The organism is Nocardia sp. NPDC051321 (genome assembly GCF_044455225.1).
Classification (GTDB): Bacteria; Actinomycetota; Actinomycetes; order Mycobacteriales; family Mycobacteriaceae; genus Nocardia.
Genome location: NZ_JBITEM010000008.1, coordinates 404,477 through 421,184 on the forward strand (window position 1 = coordinate 404,477; position 16,708 = coordinate 421,184).

The following is a 16,708-nucleotide window of genomic DNA, read 5'->3' on the forward strand; positions in this document are numbered from 1 at the left end:
GACCGAGTGTGTTGTCCCGGTTTTTCGAGAACCGCGTGAATGCTGGAGGATAACCGAATAATAAGAAAACCGTAAAGAATTAGAGCTTCGCCCAGGGGCCTGTTTCTTGCCCGGTAAGTTGTATACCGGCGCCGACACGGTGCCGTATAGCTGATCGAGATCATCGGGGCACGGGGAAGCATTGTGGTTGCTACATTTTTGCCACCGCGAGCATTGGGGGAGCTCGCGGCGGATCAAGCCGTCAATTTGTCCGATCTGTCCGCTCTTTCGAAGGTGCCCAAGAGTACGTTGTCGCGACTGTGGCGCGACGAGGCATGGCTCGATCGCGCCATGGGGCCCACCCTGCAACAATTGATCGCCGTATTGCCGGGGTTGGGGGAGTACGTCATGGCTCGCAGCTACGCGGCACGATTGTCGGACGTGCTGCGGGCGTGCGATGCAATCGGCCTTGCCGTGCGGCCGGACCGGATACGCACACTGGCTGAATCGTGTCCTATTCAGTATGTGACGAATGTGTTGGCGGCCGCGGTAGCCATTATGAGGCTCGATACCGCCGGTGCCTTTTCGCAGCTGGCTCGGCGCTGGGGGGATAAACAGGATATCGCCATCGACGCACTCTTCGATCGCTCCCCGAACGGGCTGCTCGACGATCCAGCGCCGTTGACAGCGCAGAGTGTGCGATTAGTCGAGCTGTCCGATATTCGGGACAATTCCATGTATTCGACGGTCGGCCACGGCATCCTGGTGCACAAGCTGACAAAGTTGAACGAAATGGGAGCCGCGGAGATATCCTCCGGGTGTCGCGATCGGCGTTCGGCCTTCACCTATCGAAGCGCGGTTATCGGCAGGCTGTTGCGGGCCGAGGACATAGCCGCGGCGGACGCGTATCGGGCGCAGGTACAGGACAATGATCTGTTGCTGCGTACCGAATTATGGTCGCTTGCCTCCTACAGCGCGGACGTCCCAGTGACGCCGGATTTCTCGTTGCCGCCGACGATCCTACGCGGCACGGCCGAGGATGTAATGCGCGATATTTTCATCAGGAACAATACGTATCTGCATTATCTGCTCACCAGCGCCATACCGGTACTGTTGCGATACGACCCCAGCTTCGGCGGTAAACGGCTGGAGCTGGTCAGCGCGATCACCGATCGAATCGAACGAGGCGCCTATCGGCGGACCGAATCGGCGGGGATGGTGTTGGCGCGATCGGTGCTTCACGATTGCTGACCAGACGGGCCCCCACCGGACGAGTTGGGCTGCGTCGGCCGGTGCGGGGCGCGTGATCAGGCTGGTATCGCGGTGGTTCGATCGAAGGTCTGCTCGGCCGCGCGATCGAGGGCGAGCAGCACCCAATCGTCGAAGTCGATCCCGGTGTGGGCGGCCGCTCGGCGCCATGACGGCAAATGACTGCTCGCGATCGGGAGTCGCGCGATGGCGGCGGCGACCACGTTGTCCTGCGGCTTTTCGCGTTTGGCAGGCTCGACCTGTTCCTCGCGAATGCGATTGCGCAGTTGTTTGGTTGTCCACGTCTCTTGTTCGGTCTGGTCGAGCCACCAGTCTTGTTCCTCGACCGGCAGCGAGGCGACCTCGGCATGATGTTGAAAGCTCAGCCGGGAGCGACGCCGCTCGAGCGGGAATCGGCGCGCGACCCAGGCGTAATTACGCAGGGTTTGGTATTGCAATCCGGCGGAGCGGATGGCGCGCTGGTAGCGGTCCGGAAAATGACGCTTTCCGTATACGAGCCAATCGCCGAGACACCAGGTAGACGAGTCCACAAAGCCGGAGAGGCGACGGCCGGCCTGCTCCCATGTCTCGAAGCACAATTGGTCGGTGATCTGGAGTCCAACCGAGGTCATCAGCATATACTCGTCAGCGGTTTCCGACCCGTTCGGGACACTCGCGAATGCCGCGGGTGTTTGCGGCAGCGATGTCACGTGGTTGGAAGGTGATCTGTTGAGTCTGTTCATAACGAAACTCCGAACTCTCTTGTCAAAGTGCGGTCGCGTTCGCTGTCTATTCGCGGGTATAGTCGCTGACATCTTTGGCAGTCGGCGAACGACTGGATCAGGCAGAACCCTCGATGGCCCGCAATGCAGATGCCTGATCCATGGTCGGGTAGTTAATTGGTGATATGTTTGCCCCCGTTGCTGCCCCCGCGTCGACTGTGGGATAGCAGCCGACGATCTGTGGCGAGTCGAACTCAAACGCTCCGGTTGGAGATTTCCCGACTGTATACGTCCCGGCAGGTACGTATCGATGGGTGTACCGCGCGCGCATTGCCTATTGCCTTTTGGCTGCGTTCATGGTATGCGATCCGATAAGGCCTGGTCGATGGGCCGCACGCCGAGCAGCCGGGTGGGAAATTGTGATGTGAGTTTGAATGTCCGGTAAAGCGATGGTAAATGACCTCGATGACTCTGGATCAGCCCTCCGCTACCTGCTGAGCTTTCGCGTAAGCGAGGTGCAGGAAGTCGGCACCGGCCAGCGCGGCCATGGCGTCCGCCACCATCCGGGTCGCGCGCGGGGCGAAGACGTGCCCGATGGTGAATCCGGTGATCGCCCAGACATCGAAACAGAAAGGGCAGCTCAGCAATTCGCCGATGCTGTGCTGGACGCCCGCCGCGGACTTCGGCTGCTCCATGATTTCGCCCGGCCCGCCGTCGCCGGTCTGCCGGGTGAAGGGGGCCCGCACAGGTCTGGTGACCGCGTCCTTGGTCACCGTCCGGGAGAGTTTGTGCGCGGCCAGCGCGGTAATGACGAGTTCCCGCGCGGTCATGGCGCGCGGGAGTTGCCGGTGAGTGAGACTGCCACACAGCGCGGTCACCGCCACGGTCACGGCGTACAGCGCCATGGTCGCCACATAGCCGCCCAGGCGGCGCTGATCGACGCTCATGGGCGGAACACCGCCCGGACACGCCCAGTCCCCGGCCTTATCGAGGTGATTCCCGGAATGTCCTTTCGAGCACCAAGTAGGTGCGTCAGGTGCGCGTGGTGCGATGGCCCAACGACAGCCCGCCGCAGCGGTTTCGGCGCGCTGGCCGCCTTGCGCAATGCCTGTGTGTCGAGCGCGTCTTGCAGCTTGGGCAGTTCGGCGAGCGAACGCGACATCGGATCTCCTTCCCTTTGCGGCAACCGAGTTGCCGAGCACCTACCCGGCAGTCGATACGCCAAACCACGCCCCGCGTGTTCGTGGCGGCGTTTCCGTCATGAATGTGGCTGCGGCACCGGTGCGGGCCGGCGCGCGACCCGGAAGCGATATGTGTCGGCGTGGCGTCGCGTACCGCCGCGGAAACGGGGCACTCCGGGGGCGGTAGAGCTCGCCCGACAAAGGAGTAAACAATGGGTTCGTTACACCGCGCACTCCGGGCCACTGCTGTGGCCGCTGTTCTCGGATTCAGCACCACCGCAGTCGGATTCGGCACCACGGGGATCGCCGCCGCGCAACCGGCCGACCAGCTCGCTCCGGTGGCACTATCCGCCCAGGACAGCACCTATCTGATGGTGTCGCATCAGGCGCATATGTCGGAGATGATCTCCGGCAGCCGGGCCGCGCTGATGAGCAGCTGTCCGCAAGTACGCCAGATCGGTGCCATGCTGGTCGCCGATCACACCCGCCTCGACGCGATGGGTGCGGCGGTCGCGCTACCCAATGCGGTGCTGCTGCCGTTGACACCGAATCCGGAACAGACACAGCAGATCTGGGATACGAGCAGACGGACCGGTCAAGACTTCGATCTGAGCTGGTTGCAGATGCAGGAGCGCTTTCATATCGAGTCACTGCAAGCCGGAGACCGCCAAATCCAGGCAGGCCAGTCCGATCAGATCACCGAGCTCGCTCGCGACGCCGCGCCGGTCATCGAGGACCACCTCATGCTCGTCCGTGAGGCGATGACTCGCTGCTGACGGTCGACGGCGGCGGGATCGCAGAAGCTTCCGCCGTCGCCAGCGGCCGACGGTGACCCGGCAGCGATTCGGTGGTGGTTCCGTCGGCCGGTTCATGCTGTTCGCAACCGGATCGTTCAGTCCGGCGGTTCCTGTGGTGTGGGTTTTTCGTCGTCGGGGGTAGTCAATTCGGGAGCGTTCTCCCGTGTTGCCATACCCCCATCGCGGCCCTGATCGGTCGGCCCCGGTCGGCCGCCCTTGGGCTCGTCAGGGTCTTCGGGATCGTTCTCGCGTGACATCCGTTGTCCTTTCAGCGGCGCGACCGGATCAGGGCAGGTCTCGTGGAGTGAGTGCCCGGGTCGCGGGTCCTTCGAGGACGCTGCCGTCCGGAGCGAATCGCGAGCCGTGCAGCGGGCAGTCCCAAGACTTCTCGGCGTCATTCCACGCGACAACGCCGTAGAGATGCGGGCAAATCGCCGACACCGTGGTGGTCTTGCCGTCCACCGTGCACGTGGCGACCGGTCGCACTCCAGAGCGCCCGACATGGCCCGCGCCCTCTGCCGGTGCGACACCGTCGCTGTGCAGTTCGGCGCGCAGCCAGCCGTCCGCCATCGCGAGGCCGACGCCACCGTTGGCCTTTGCGGCGGTCAGAAGCCCGGTCAATTCACGAGGCCGCCATGTTTCGAGGACACCCGCCCAATCGGCGCGGCCACCGAACACGCGCCCCGAGATGGCGAGCGCGGCGGCGACCGCGTTGGTCATACCCCACTTCGAATAGCCGGTCGCCACGAGAATATGGTCGCTTCCGGGCAACAGGGGGCCGATGTAAGGTAAACCGTCGATCGGCGAATAGTCCTGAGCCGACCATTGATGCGTCAATTTCGCTCCGGGCCAGTATGTTTCGGTCCACTCGACCAGATCGTCCACCTTCGATTGCGTCGAGCGTTCCCGTCCGACGACATGGCCGTTGCCGCCGACCAGGAGCAGATCACCCTGCGGGCCGGGTGCATAACGCAGCGAGCGGGTCGGCTCGTCCGCGGACAGATACATGCCACGCGGCACAGGGCCCGAAACATCGAACGCGAGTGCGTACGACCGCTTCGGTTCCAGCCGGGCGAAGAATCCGCCCCGGTCGAGAATCGGTGTCCCGGTCGCCAGCACCACCGTTCCGGCCTGCACCGGCCCGTGCTCGGTGTTCACCGCGTCGCCGCTGACGCCGACGACTCTCGTATTCTCGAAAATCAGCGCGCCCGCGCGGACCGCCGCGGCAGCCAGTTCCTGAAGCACCGCCATCGGGTCGAACTGTGCTTGATTGTCGACCCGCACCGCGCCATACGTCGGAAAGGGCAACTCCAACTCATCCACCCACTCGGCATCGAGCCCTGCCGCGCGACAAGCCGCGAGTTCTTTCTCGACCTGTCCGGTGCCCGCCCTCGACTGCGCGTATGTGAACGCCGCCGCACGCTGAGTGGCTATGCCGTTTTCGGCACAGAACCGCAAAAGCCACTGCTGCCCTTCACGATTGGCTCGCACATAGGCGCGTAGCGTCGACTCCGAGTGTTTCGCCGCGATGCTCGAAAGGTGCGTCCCCTGCAGCAGACTGAGTTTCGCGGTGGTGTTCCCAGTGGCCGCGGCACCGAGCTCGCGTGCCTCGACCAGCGCTACCGACACGCCGCCACGAGCGAGCAGCAACGCCGTGGTCACTCCCGTCAAGCCGCCTCCGACGACGACGTAATCGAATCGCGATCCTGGTGGGAGCGTCGGGTAAGCGGTCCGCGAGGTCGCCTGATCGTGCCAGAGGGAAGTCACGTGTGCCGGATGCCCTCGCGTGCGGCCACCAAACCGCCTGTTCGAGGAGCACGCCGAGTCAGGCCGGGATGAATGCCAAGCCGATGATGCCCAGAAGGTAGATCGCGAGGACGGTGAGGGAGTCGGGGCCCATCCGGAACCATTGGCGCCGCGGCCGGAATACCAGCCCGGTCATGTACACCAGGGTCAGCACACCACCGAGGGCCGTCAGATAGATGTCGGTGCGATGCGCCTCGGGTAGCACGGCCGAGCCGGAGAGCACAGTCGCGAGTAGGAACAGCACCGGCAGGAAGGCGTTGCCGCCGAAGATGTCGCTGACGGCGAGCTTGTAGTCGCCCATACGCGTGGACGTCAATCCAGTCGACAGCTCCGGCAGGGAGGTGGCGGCGGCCAGGACGGTGGCGCCGAACAGCACTCCTGACATTCCCCACCGGCCGAACAGTTCTTCGCCGCTGTGCTCGATGCATACGCCCGCAACCAGTGTGACCAAGGCGGCGGCGGTGAAGACCAGTGTTATCCGGCCGGTGCTGATGCCCTTGCGGGTGGCATGGTCTTCCTTGGTGACGGTGGAGTGCCCCGCGGGTTTGTCCTGACTGTCGGGGGCGTTGCCTGCCCGGTGCCAGGGCAGACTGCGTCCGGCACGACGCAACAGGAGTAACCCGCAGGCCCACACCACGGCGATGATGACGCCGCCTGGGGTAACGCGCCACGCGATGAGCGAGCCGGGCAGTTGGGTCGACATCACGACAACCAGAAGCAAGGTCACTACCAGCGCGCCTTCCAATAACAGAGTCAGCGAGGCGGCCAGATAAGTCAGCGGCGCTCGTGGGCGCACTCCTGCGGCGTCGAGAGCCGCGAGCACGACGGTCTGTAAGGCGATTCCGCCGAGGATGTTGCCGACCGCCACATCGAGTTGATGGGCCAGCGCGGCGCTGGCGGTTATCGCGATCTCGGGCAGGTTCGTGGCGATGGCCAACAGGATGACACCACCCATCGCCTCCCCGAGGCGCAGGCGCTTCGACAGCACGTCGGTGGTGTCCGACAGCTTGATGCCGGCGAACCAGATCGCGGCCGCGCAAGCGATGAACACTAGCAACAGGATCGGAGAGGGTAACGAGCTCACGATCGGAGGGCACTCCTGCTGGAAGGGGTTGGCCGGGTGTCGAGCTCCGCCTGGGATTTTCGGTTGCCGAGGCCCGCGTCAACGGCTGCGCACAGCCGGGAGAACAGGGATAGCGGCGGTACCGCTCGGTGCGGTTCCGGTTCGACCGGTCGGTGCACGCAGGCAAAGGTTTCGACCAATTCGACCGCAGCGGTGATGCGGGAGGCGTAGGCAGGGGAAGCGCAGTTGCGCACCAGCGGTAGTTCGCGCAGATTCTGGTGCGTGAGGTGCGTTGACATCAGGTCGGTGAATTGGGCGAATTTGCGGTCGAACTCGGGGTGCTGCACACCGAGGTCGTAGAGTTCGGCCAGGGCGCGCAGCAACTGGTGCTGTTCGCTGCGCCTGGCCGCGTCAGTGGGCGGGTGGGCAATCGGATACACCAACGATTGCTCCACACTTTCATGCGCGACGATCAGTCGAACCAGTTCGGCGAACGCCGCCGCGCGGTCGCGTCCGAGTCGGACGTCGGTGAGCAGTGCCTGGATCCGTCGATGTTGCCGCTCGAGTAACGCGGCGGCGTGCTCTGCTGCTGCCCGGGTCATGTCCACCACCCCTGAGTCGTGTCGTCGAGGTTGTCTTTTCGCTGTACCCCGTCGCGCGACCGGTAATCGGACCGGACGAGCAGGCGCCTTGCGCCACCCGGTGCTCGGCCCTGCCCCCCAGTCTCCGATGTGGCCCAATGCCGCACTGCGACCTGGCATCTGGCACCGCAGCAGGTCGCACCGACGGGACCTTCAACCACTGCGACGATGCGCCATCATGCCCTCGCTCACTAATTGAAATAGATTCATTTATCAAGCACCGGCGATTAAATGGTGAAGTTTCAGATTTGGTTTCTTGATCTTTACTGCCGGGGGCCTTCAGCGGCCATGTCGGCATAAGGGGGAGACCGGAAAAATCGGGGGTTGCGCGTCCCTGGACGGATGGATAGCCTGGTTTTGGGGTCGGACAGTATCTTTTCTGAAGCAGGGGGTCTGTCATTTGAGATTTTCAATACGCAAATAATGCCAATTCTCTGTGTTCATTTTTCGTGAACAATATGAGAATAGTCCACAATGAATGGGGGACGTGATGGCTCGTACTATGTACGATTCCACTTCTGCGCAGGATATTCCGGCCGATGCGGTGATGGTGGCCGGTTATATCGACGGGAGACACAAATGGTCCCAGGCGGACTGGGATCGGTTTCCGAATGCTATCAAAGTACATATCGCCGTTGATCCGCAAACCAATGACGGCGAGGTGCTCGATATCGAACAGGGCGCCAGCCGCCCTGATCAAGCGCCGGGCTGGATTCGGATGCGGCAGGCGGCAGGCCTAGAGCGGCCGACCATCTACTGCAACAAGTCGACCTGGCCTGCGGTGCAGACCGCGTGCCAGGGACTCACCTATGCGTCATGGATCGCCGAGTGGACGGGAGCGGCGCATGCCATCGAGGGAGCGGTCGCGTGCCAGTGGGCGGACCCGGCCCACGGATCGCCTGGTCACTACGACATCTCGCTCGTCACCGACGACAACTGGCCCAAACCCGGTACGCCACCCCCACCCTCGCATCTTCCCGCAGCGACAGGAGACACTCACATGGCACTCGTACAGCATCCTTCGGACAAGAATCGTCTCGATGCGCTGGTTATCACGCCCGACAACACCGTGGTTCAGTTCATCAGCCGCAACGGTTTCCAGGGCTTGGTTTCCGGCGCCCCGGAGGTGAATTGGGGTGTACCGGGCGGAGGTGAGGACCCGGTCGCGGGTTCACTGAGTGCGACTTGGGATGTCGAGGGTAAGAACCTCGAGGTCACCGTGGTGGTGCATCGCGACAATCGGGTGTTCGCCCGAGTCGTGGACGTCGACGGCAAGGTCGGCTGGGACTGGGTGGCGCTGCCGAACATGAAGGCCAAGATCCCCTTGCTCGGACTGCAGTCCGAAAGCTGACAGGTTGGCTTCGGCACCGCCATTTCCCCGCCAATGCGTTTGCCGCGCAAGCGAACCACGCCGGCCGGCGCGGCAAACCAAGGGGCGACTGGCGAACCAGCGGTGCACGGCACCGCGCCGGTAGGTCTCGGCGAGCATTCTCGTCCAGCCGCACACCTGCTGACCTCCCGCGCCCCGACACACCGCGCAAACACCGTCCCGGCACACCTCAGCTGGGGTTGCCAGACGCGGCACCGCCGCGACCGAGGCGAGTCAAAGGGTCGCTTGTTGATCTTTGACAGCGACCTTTTGACTCGCCTCGATGAGGTGAACAACCTTTTGACTCGCGTCGATGCGCCGGTCGAGGTCGTCGAGATCGGCGAGGCGGTATCAACGTCCGCACGCTCCTGGATAAGTGTTGGCCGACAAGATGTTCGCGCTAGCCGATCTCGACCACCCGGGTCCATTCCGGCGGCGAATCCGGAACGTAGTCGGGATTGTTCTCGCTCCACGAGTCGGCGACCTGCCGACGGAACAGGCCGACCACCGTCCGGCACGCCGGCTGTCTGCTCGGCCAGGGTGTCTGGCCGTCGGTCAGCACCACGAGCACGTCGGGGGCGGGCCGGGTTCGCAGCGCCTTCGCGAACCCGGCCCGCAGATCCGTACCACCGCCGCCCACCAGCGGTATCGCCTCGGCCCTGCACAGCGGGTGCACAACCCCCGCCGCCGCGTCACACGACAGCACCCGCACCAGGTCTCGCCGCCCGCCGACGGCACGGCTGATCGCCGCCACTTCGAGCAACGCGGAGCCCAGTTCGGCATCACTGACCGAACCCGAGGTATCGATCAGGACCGTGACCCGCGGCGGCGTCCGGCGCAGGCTCGGCAGCACAACACCGGGCACCCCGGCCGAGCGACGAGCCGGACGCCCGTAGGTGTAGTCCTCGCCGACGCCAGGGCTGGAGACCGCGGCACGGAGGGCCGCGCCCAACAGCTCGCGCCACGGCTGCGGTGGATGAAAGGTCTCCTCGGCCCAGCGTTTCCAGCCTTGCGACGCGTTCCCGGGACGCCCGATGATGCCCTGCGCCACCAGGAATCGGACCGCGTCCCGTTCCTGTTCGCTGAGGCCGTCCGCGCCGTCCGGGCCCAGTTCCCACGCACGGTCCAATCCGTCTGCGCCACTACCACAGTCGAGCCAGGCCATGGCGTCGGTCAGCGGACCGAGCCGGAACTGGCGCAGGTAGTCCTCCATGAGTTCGCCCGCGCCCAACCCCAACGCCGATGGCACCACAGCGTCCTCCGGTTGGGCCAGTCCGTGGCCGAACGCGTCGTCGTTGATTTCGCAGTCCGCGGCGATGTTCATGCGCAGGCGTTCCGCCGGGCCGGTCAGTCCGTGCTGCTTGGCGAAGCGGTCACTGCGACCGTGATGGTCGCGCAGCAGATGCGACACCTCGTGTACCCACACCGCGGCCAGGTCCTCCACCGGCGTGCGGTCCACGAAGGCCGGTGAGACATAGCACCGCCAGTGCCGATCGACACCCATCGTCGGTACGCGGCGCGACTCGACGACGGCCAAGGCGAACAGAGCCGTCGCCAGATAGGGCCGGACGTGGGCGGCATGTAATCGGGCGGCGAAGAGCTTGTCGCGATCCAGGGTTCCCGGCGCGGTCATCGGCCTGCCTTCGCGGCGACGCGGGTAGCGGCTTGATCTGCTTCCCTGGACACCGCTACCACTCCGGCGAGTTCCTCGATAGCCGCGGGAACGTCCCAGTCGCCCTGCCGCAATGTCGCGAGAGTTGTTGCGGGAACGACGATTAGATCCGGCGCTCCGCTTTCGAGGGCTTTCCCGAGTAGCGTCCATGCCGCGTCCCAGCGGGACCGCTCCGGACGTTTCCGGACTGCCGCCACCACCGCGTCGAGCACCGCTTGGCGCAGGTCGCCGCGCTCGGGCAGGACGGCGCGGGCCGGATCGGCGAGCAGTTCCTCCGGGTCGGGCAGATCCATCCGGTCCAGGCTCGCCAGCAGTTCGAAGCCCGGCCCGTCGCCAACCGTGCCCCGAACCAGCAGGGAAAGCACGTCGCGGGAAGAGCCTGCCGCGGTAGCGAAAGCTATCAGCCACAACGTCATCTCCCAGCTTCGAGGCGACGGCCACGGACCACCGCGGCGTGTTTCGCTGGTGGGAATCTGATGCACGAGAGCGGGTCGACCCGCGAGCAGGACGCACACCGCGCGGCGCGCGAAAGCCACTGCCGCAGTGAGCTTCTCCGGCGCCAGCCGAGGCAGCGTCGCGTGCGGCCAGGTCCCGCCGAGTCCACGGACGACGACATCATGATCGTGCGTCCACTGCAGGTGCACGAACCGGTTGGCCAGCGGCGGACTCAGTTCCCAGCCGTCGGCCGCCGAGGATCGCGGGTTGGCCGCCGCCACGATGCGGACATCCGGCGGCAGCTGAAGGGTGCCGATTCGGCGTTCGAGGACCAGACGAAGCAGCGCGGCCTGCACCGCCGGCGGCGCGGTGGACAGTTCGTCGAGGAACAGCAGTCCGCGCCCGGCCCGGACGAGTTGGACGGCCCAGTCCGGCGGCGCCATCGGGACGCCCTGTACCGCCGGATCGTCTCCGATGATGGGCAGGCCCGAAAAGTCCGACGGCTCATGGACACTCGCGATCACGGTGGTCAGTGGGAGGTCCAGGTCGGCGGCGAGTTGGGTGAGGGCGGCGGTCTTTCCGATGCCCGGCTCGCCCCACAGGAGAACTGGTAGGTCGGCGGAGACGGCCAGGGCGAGGGCTTCCAGCTGGTTGTTGGGGCGTGGCTCGGTGGTTACCTCGCGCAGCATGGTCAACAGTTCGCCTGCGACATCGAGTTGGGCGAGCGGAACGGGGTCAGCGGACGTGCGGACAGCAGTAAGCATGTGTGGGTCACCTTGGGGTCGACTGAGTTTCGAGTGAGTGTCGGGTCAGTGCGCGTTGCGCGGGTGGGTGCGGTGGCGGCCGGGACGGACCCGGCCCGGCGGGGGCACGCGGTACCCGCCTGCAACCGAAAGACCTGCCTTGAACAGCCCGTACGTGATGCGGCGATGCACGGCGGCCTCCAGTTCGTCGAGCAACGCACCGTGGCGCAGCGACGCGTCGGAGCCGAGCAACCCGGTCACCACGGCCAGCGCGCCCGCGGTATCGCCGTGGTCCAGTCGTTCCCGGACCCCGGTGAGACTGTCCGGACGGCGGTGTATCGCATCGATGGCCTGTAAGCAGGGCAGCGGCGTGCCGGTCAGCGCGACCAGCAGTTCCTCCCGGCGGAGCTCGTCCGGGTCGTGGTCGAGCGCGGCCAAAACGCCGTCGACGAGACCGATTCGGTGTTGTTCGCCTCTGCACTCGACGATGCGTGGTCGCCCTGGCGGGTCCTGAATCCGGGGCGCATCGCCCGGCGCGTGGTCAGGGACCAGGGCTGCCGCGACCAGCGGATGCAATTGCTCAGCCGAAATCGCACCGGAACGCAGCAGTTCCAGATCGGGTAGCACCCAGGTCGCCGCATCGGGCAGGACCGGCAGCGCGGAGACACGACCGGCCGGATATTCCGAAGCGATCCGCAGTTCGGGGCCGTCACGGTCCAGCACCAACCGCTGCTTGGCCCGGAACCGTACGACGAACGTGTTGGACGGCAATCCCTCTGCACGGCAAAGTATCTCGCCCTCGTCCGCCCATCGGTCGACGGCGCAGACCTCCGGTGCCATCGCGAGCAACCCAGGATCCAGCGTCGGTCGACGATCCGCGGCCCCGGACCGTATTCGCAGTTCATCCGCCCTGCGCGCATCCCACAGGTGGCGATGCAGATCCATTCGGAAGCGCCGGTCGGGCCAGGGGTGTGGATGCGGGCCGGTCGCCGATCCGTCCCACAGCGCGAGGCTGATCCGTTGACCCGCATCCGCCCAGGTCGGCGCGGTACGCACCACCAGTTGCATGGGACATCGGCCTGCCCGCTCGTAGTGCATCAGCGTGACGGTCAGCCCTGGTCGCAGCAATCCGTCAGGCGCGACCCGCGGCATATGCCAACGCAGCAGGTCAGGAGCCAGATAGCGGAGGTCGGCGCGGATCCGGGACGCGAGTTCGGCCCCGTGTTCGCGCGCCACGGATCGCAAATCGAAATCCACGTCGAAACCTGCTGCGGCACAGGCGCCTGCCCAGTCGCCCGCGCAACGGCGAGCGGTAGCGGTCCGGATCATGTCGGGCGGCACGGCGAATTCGCGCACGCGCGGCCAGAAGGAAAAGCGGGAGTGATCTCCATTCGCGTTGTCGGTGAGCATCAGCACTCACCTTGCACGAATGGGACCCCCAATCTTTGAACAGAATGAGTAGTCATCGCATTGATCATATAGGCACTTCCGGACCGCGGCCAATCGAGGCAGGTCAGCCTAGTTCGGTCATCGGCGGTGGCAGGGTGGAACGTTCGTCCGGGGGAGCCGACATGGCTGACGGAAAGCGTTGTGGGACAACGAGGGCGGCGTTGCTTCATGGTCTGGACCGCCGATGTGCTCGCCCGCGGTGTCCCCACCGTCTCGCCGCGCGCGGCACTCGACGTGCCGGCCGACGAACTGAAGGACTTCCCACGCGCATACCGCGCGGTTCGAGGCGGCCATGCGGCACGCTCGAAAGATCAACCTGCCGAGATCATCTCGTGGACCTCGACCCACCGTATTGCCGATGTCAGGGCGATGGTCTGGGTTTCATCTCAACCCCTTCGAGGGCGGCCAAGGCCAAGGCCATGTCGTGCAATCGTCCGAAGTACTCCACTTCGTACTCGTCTTCGAAGTGGGGCATGATTCTTTCCAGATCACCAATACATTTGGTCAGGACCCGGCGACGCCAATCGTCCAGCGCCCGCGAAAGCGCTACGGAGACGCATGCTGCGACGTCCGCATCGACCAGTACCAGCTCCACATTTTCGATGTCCACGCCTCGGCAGCGTGGCGGAAATGGCGCCGACCAGTGTTCGGCCCACAGCTGCGCGAGCAGCTGGCGATTCGGATCGTCCATCTCAAACTCCTTGTCTCCCAATGTGTGACCGCGACATACAGGCTCCCATGAGTCGTCCGGTCCGGGGGCGGTACGCACTTCGCTCGGCCCGGGGACTTCCCCGCGATGCCTTGCGACTGTGAGCGCGCCGCTATGCGCAACACGAAGAGCCGCGTGTGCGGTACTTGCGGCGGACAAGGTAGATCCCGGCGCCGATGGCGACGACGGCCGCGCCGGTGAGCACCGAAGTCATCGGTAGCGTGAAGGCGAGGACCAGGCATCCGAGCATGCCGACTGCGGGGATCACCCGGGCCGGTCGTCCCTCGGATGCGGGCAGCGTCCAGGCGGACAGGTTGGCTACGGCGTAGTACAGCAGTACACCGAAAGACGAAAACCCTATCGCCGTACGGATATCGGTGGTCGCGGCAACGACAGCCACGATGACGCCGACCGCGATTTCGGCGCGGTGCGGGACGGCGAATCTGGGGTGCACGACCGACAAAGCGTAGGGCAGGTGGCGGTCACGAGCCATTGCCAAGGTGGTGCGCGAGACACCGAGTATCAACGCCAGCAGCGAGCCGAGCGCGGCGACAACGGCGCCGACCCGCACCACGGGTTCGAGCCAGCCGACACCGGCCGCAACTACGACCCCGGAGATCGGCGCGGCCGCTTCGGACAGGCCGTGCGGCCCAAGCACCGTCAGCGCGGCGACCACGACCGTCGCATATACGAGCAAGGTAATGCCGAGCGCGAGCGGGATCGCGCGCGGAATCGTGTGGGCAGGATCGCGCACCTCCTCACCGAGGGTGGCGATCCGCGCGTATCCGGCGAAGGCGAAGAACAACAGTCCTGCCGCTTGCAACACCCCGGTCACGGTGATGTCGGAACCGAACTCCAGCCGTGCGGCATCGGCCGTTTCGGAACTGAATGCCGCGACGGCGACCGCGATGAGCACGGCCAGCACGATCGCCACGCTCACCCGGGTGAGCGATGCCGACCGCTGGACCCCGCGATAGTTCACCGCCGTCAACGCGGCGACCGCAGCCACGGCGACAGCGTTGGCGTGGGCGGGCCACGCGTACTCGCCGACGGTCAACGCCATCGCGGCGCAGGACGCGGTCTTGCCGACCACGAAGCACCACCCCGCCAAGTATCCCCAGAACTCTCCGAGCCGTTCGCGCCCATAGACATACGTGCCGCCCGACGCCGGATATCGAGCCGCCAATCGTGCCGACGATGTCGCGTTGCAGTAGGCGACCACCGCCGCTACCACGAGCCCCAGCAACAACCCCGAGCCCGCCGCCCGCGCGGCGGGCGCCAGTGCCGCGAAAACCCCCGCCCCGATCATGGCGCCGAGTCCGATCACAACCGCGTCGGTGATCCCTAAGCTCCGGCGCAGCTCGTCTGGCATATCAGTCGGCGTTGTCCTGGACACCCATGCTCCTGTCGCTACCCGATCGTCCGAGCCGCCGCCACCGAGATCGACGCCCGCGTCCGTCGATCGCTGCCGAGGAGACGATAGCGGCACCGGCGAATCCGATCGACCCATCGTGCGACGACTCGTCGCCGACGCGGGAGTAAACAGCGGGGTCACCGGAACGTCGGCGGGTGTCGTTTCGACCTGAACGTCACAGACTTTCCGGCGGCCGGCTATGTGGCAGCGTGCGGCGCTTCGTCATCTGTCGTGTGCGAGGTGCTGCGATCGCGCACCGCGAGGATGGTCGTGGTGTCGGCCTTGCCTTCGACGACGGCGGTGACCGCTAATGCCGGCCGGGGCTGGTTTCGATGCCGTTGCCGGGGGCGAAACGTAGCCGCCGCGCCAGCACATCGACGGCGACGTCGGCCAGCGGCTGTTCGCAGCCCACCGCGTGCGCGACCAGACGCGCATAGGCGGTGGCGACGTCGCAACGTAGTTGCGCGGCCACCATCCCGGTCGCCTGATGGATCTCGCGGGTGGAGGCCGCCGGTTCCCACCAGGACCCCAACACGGTGTCCTGGAGTCCGCTCATCGGCTCCGCGGCGGCGGGGGTATCGCCGGTCTGCGGGTGGGTTGGGTGCAGCGTCGCGAGCAGGATCACGGTGATGAGCTCGGATACCTGCACCGCCGCGTCGAACCCGGTGCGGTCCAGTGTCATCGGCGTATCGGTATACAGGTCCAGGGTCCCGATCCGGATCGCGCCTTGATGCAGCGGGAACGCGAACACCGCCCCGCCGTGCTCGGCGACACCGGAGGCCGCGAGCAACGGCCACTGCCCGCCCGCCAATGCGGCACCGTAGTCGGGGACCAGCAGTGGTGCGTCGTTCAGATAGGCTTGCGGGCCGGGTCCTTCCCCGGCCGCGACCTGCACCTGCGCGCATTGCGCCGCCTGCGTGTCCGAGGCTCCCAGCAGGTCCCAGCCGCTATCTGGCAGCCAGATCATGATCGCAGCGTGCTGCGCAGGCAAGACCGCTACGCACGCTGCGCTGAGCCGGTCGGGACCGGGTCGTGCACTGGGTTGATGCACCGCGGCCAGGAACCGCGCCGTGATCGTTTCCGTATCGGTCATCAACGTACCCACCAGAATTCGACGTTGCTGCCAGCTACGTGTCTTTGCTGTCCCGTGTGCGGTCGCTGGGGCATCGGCTTCGGGATACCGCGAATTACCATCGATCCTGGTCCTTCATACCCGTGGTGTCCGCACGCCGGCGTTGCTTGTCGGTGGCGGGGATCCATGCGCCCGGCACGGCCGCGTCAGTGCCCGGGGCGCGGTGGATCGGGGCTGGCACGGACACCGATCTGTGCGTGCGGTCCATCACGCGGCCCACTTCCCGAGGCCCACCGACACGGCTCCGGTCTCAGAAGGTTTCCGCCACCCAGCCGCGCCGACATACTCGACTCACCCGGACCTCAATTGTAGTCCGAAGGTCTTGCCCTCCTGAAGATTCCGGCCCGC

Annotated in this window: 16 protein-coding genes; 3 read left to right on the forward strand and 13 right to left on the reverse strand. The window is 65.6% G+C overall.

What is annotated here, in order from left to right:
• The first annotated feature begins 273 nt into the window (after positions 1-273).
• The gene (locus ACIA8C_RS21495; RefSeq protein ID WP_397137263.1) at positions 274-1,230 is read left to right on the forward strand and encodes a hypothetical protein; all 957 of its coding nucleotides are present in this window, start codon (positions 274-276) and stop codon (positions 1,228-1,230) included.
• 56 nt (positions 1,231-1,286) lie between these two features.
• On the opposite strand, the gene ACIA8C_RS21500 is transcribed toward ACIA8C_RS21495, so the two are convergent.
• The 3 genes from ACIA8C_RS21500 to ACIA8C_RS21510 form a co-directional block, all read right to left on the reverse strand.
• A complete protein-coding gene (locus ACIA8C_RS21500) occupies positions 1,287-1,859 on the reverse strand; it encodes an LmbU family transcriptional regulator (RefSeq protein WP_397137265.1) in 573 nt (190 codons plus the stop codon).
• A gap of 566 nt (positions 1,860-2,425) precedes the next feature.
• Positions 2,426-2,896: a DUF1360 domain-containing protein gene (locus ACIA8C_RS21505; protein ID WP_397137267.1), complete on the reverse strand. Its 471-nt coding sequence runs from the start codon at positions 2,894-2,896 to the stop codon at positions 2,426-2,428.
• Positions 2,893-3,111, reverse strand: coding sequence for a hypothetical protein (locus ACIA8C_RS21510; RefSeq protein ID WP_397137269.1), 219 nt, complete (start codon positions 3,109-3,111; stop codon positions 2,893-2,895). The genes ACIA8C_RS21505 and ACIA8C_RS21510 overlap by 4 nt, the downstream gene beginning before the upstream one ends.
• A 231-nt stretch (positions 3,112-3,342) precedes the next feature.
• Between ACIA8C_RS21510 and ACIA8C_RS21515 the strand changes: the two genes are divergently transcribed.
• Entirely contained in the window at positions 3,343-3,906 is a 564-nt protein-coding gene (locus ACIA8C_RS21515) for a DUF4142 domain-containing protein (RefSeq protein ID WP_397137271.1), read from the forward strand.
• A 116-nt stretch (positions 3,907-4,022) separates the two neighbouring features.
• On the opposite strand, the gene ACIA8C_RS21520 is transcribed toward ACIA8C_RS21515, so the two are convergent.
• Genes ACIA8C_RS21520 through ACIA8C_RS21535 form a run of 4 tightly spaced genes read right to left on the reverse strand, consistent with a single transcriptional unit; the run spans position 4,023 to position 7,398 of the window.
• On the reverse strand, positions 4,023-4,184 hold the full coding sequence (locus ACIA8C_RS21520; protein WP_397137273.1) for a hypothetical protein: 162 nt from the start codon (positions 4,182-4,184) through the stop codon (positions 4,023-4,025).
• A gap of 28 nt (positions 4,185-4,212) precedes the next feature.
• Positions 4,213-5,694: an FAD-dependent oxidoreductase gene (locus tag ACIA8C_RS21525; RefSeq protein WP_397137275.1), complete on the reverse strand. Its 1,482-nt coding sequence runs from the start codon at positions 5,692-5,694 to the stop codon at positions 4,213-4,215.
• A gap of 58 nt (positions 5,695-5,752) precedes the next feature.
• The gene (locus tag ACIA8C_RS21530) at positions 5,753-6,784 is read right to left on the reverse strand and encodes a sodium:calcium antiporter (protein WP_397137277.1); all 1,032 of its coding nucleotides are present in this window, start codon (positions 6,782-6,784) and stop codon (positions 5,753-5,755) included.
• A gap of 29 nt (positions 6,785-6,813) precedes the next feature.
• Positions 6,814-7,398 (reverse strand): hemerythrin domain-containing protein, encoded by a 585-nt coding sequence (locus tag ACIA8C_RS21535; protein ID WP_397137279.1) that lies wholly within the window; start codon positions 7,396-7,398, stop codon positions 6,814-6,816.
• 541 nt (positions 7,399-7,939) lie between these two features.
• Here ACIA8C_RS21535 and ACIA8C_RS21540 point away from each other — a divergent pair.
• A complete protein-coding gene (locus ACIA8C_RS21540; protein WP_397137281.1) occupies positions 7,940-8,788 on the forward strand; it encodes a hypothetical protein in 849 nt (282 codons plus the stop codon).
• Positions 8,789-9,206: 418 nt separating this feature from the next.
• Here the strand turns inward: ACIA8C_RS21540 and ACIA8C_RS21545 are convergent, their stop codons facing one another.
• The 6 genes from ACIA8C_RS21545 to ACIA8C_RS21570 all read right to left on the reverse strand — a co-directional run bounded on the left by ACIA8C_RS21545 (position 9,207) and on the right by ACIA8C_RS21570 (position 16,321).
• Positions 9,207-10,439, reverse strand: a complete 1,233-nt coding sequence (locus tag ACIA8C_RS21545) for a VWA-like domain-containing protein (RefSeq protein ID WP_397137283.1) — start codon at positions 10,437-10,439, stop codon at positions 9,207-9,209.
• Positions 10,436-11,677, reverse strand: coding sequence for an AAA family ATPase (locus tag ACIA8C_RS21550; RefSeq protein WP_397137285.1), 1,242 nt, complete (start codon positions 11,675-11,677; stop codon positions 10,436-10,438). Before ACIA8C_RS21550 ends, ACIA8C_RS21545 begins: the two co-directional genes overlap by 4 nt.
• Before the next feature lie 45 nt (positions 11,678-11,722).
• The gene (locus tag ACIA8C_RS21555) at positions 11,723-13,066 is read right to left on the reverse strand and encodes a hypothetical protein (RefSeq protein ID WP_397137287.1); all 1,344 of its coding nucleotides are present in this window, start codon (positions 13,064-13,066) and stop codon (positions 11,723-11,725) included.
• Positions 13,067-13,466: 400 nt separating this feature from the next.
• Complete coding sequence (locus tag ACIA8C_RS21560) at positions 13,467-13,796, reverse strand: hypothetical protein (RefSeq protein WP_397137289.1); 330 nt, start codon at positions 13,794-13,796, stop codon at positions 13,467-13,469.
• 130 nt (positions 13,797-13,926) lie between these two features.
• Positions 13,927-15,186 (reverse strand): APC family permease, encoded by a 1,260-nt coding sequence (locus tag ACIA8C_RS21565; RefSeq protein WP_397137443.1) that lies wholly within the window; start codon positions 15,184-15,186, stop codon positions 13,927-13,929.
• 349 nt (positions 15,187-15,535) lie between these two features.
• A complete protein-coding gene (locus tag ACIA8C_RS21570) occupies positions 15,536-16,321 on the reverse strand; it encodes a GAF and ANTAR domain-containing protein (RefSeq protein ID WP_397137291.1) in 786 nt (261 codons plus the stop codon).
• Positions 16,322-16,708 lie beyond the last annotated feature (387 nt).

Excerpts from the sequence above, each read along its gene's own strand:
- ACIA8C_RS21500 (WP_397137265.1), bottom strand. The coding sequence starts at position 1,859 with ATGACCTCGGTTGGACTCCAGATCACCGACCAATTGTGCTTCGAGACA.
- ACIA8C_RS21505 (WP_397137267.1), bottom strand. The coding sequence starts at position 2,896 with ATGAGCGTCGATCAGCGCCGCCTGGGCGGCTATGTGGCGACCATGGCG.
- ACIA8C_RS21510 (WP_397137269.1), bottom strand. The coding sequence starts at position 3,111 with ATGTCGCGTTCGCTCGCCGAACTGCCCAAGCTGCAAGACGCGCTCGAC.
- ACIA8C_RS21515 (WP_397137271.1), top strand. The coding sequence starts at position 3,343 with ATGGGTTCGTTACACCGCGCACTCCGGGCCACTGCTGTGGCCGCTGTT.
- ACIA8C_RS21520 (WP_397137273.1), bottom strand. The coding sequence starts at position 4,184 with ATGTCACGCGAGAACGATCCCGAAGACCCTGACGAGCCCAAGGGCGGC.
- ACIA8C_RS21535 (WP_397137279.1), bottom strand. The coding sequence starts at position 7,398 with ATGACCCGGGCAGCAGCAGAGCACGCCGCCGCGTTACTCGAGCGGCAA.
- ACIA8C_RS21540 (WP_397137281.1), top strand. The coding sequence starts at position 7,940 with ATGTACGATTCCACTTCTGCGCAGGATATTCCGGCCGATGCGGTGATG.
- ACIA8C_RS21545 (WP_397137283.1), bottom strand. The coding sequence starts at position 10,439 with ATGACCGCGCCGGGAACCCTGGATCGCGACAAGCTCTTCGCCGCCCGA.
- ACIA8C_RS21550 (WP_397137285.1), bottom strand. The coding sequence starts at position 11,677 with ATGCTTACTGCTGTCCGCACGTCCGCTGACCCCGTTCCGCTCGCCCAA.
- ACIA8C_RS21555 (WP_397137287.1), bottom strand. The coding sequence starts at position 13,066 with ATGCTCACCGACAACGCGAATGGAGATCACTCCCGCTTTTCCTTCTGG.
- ACIA8C_RS21560 (WP_397137289.1), bottom strand. The coding sequence starts at position 13,796 with ATGGACGATCCGAATCGCCAGCTGCTCGCGCAGCTGTGGGCCGAACAC.
- ACIA8C_RS21565 (WP_397137443.1), bottom strand. The coding sequence starts at position 15,186 with ATGCCAGACGAGCTGCGCCGGAGCTTAGGGATCACCGACGCGGTTGTG.
- ACIA8C_RS21570 (WP_397137291.1), bottom strand. The coding sequence starts at position 16,321 with ATGACCGATACGGAAACGATCACGGCGCGGTTCCTGGCCGCGGTGCAT.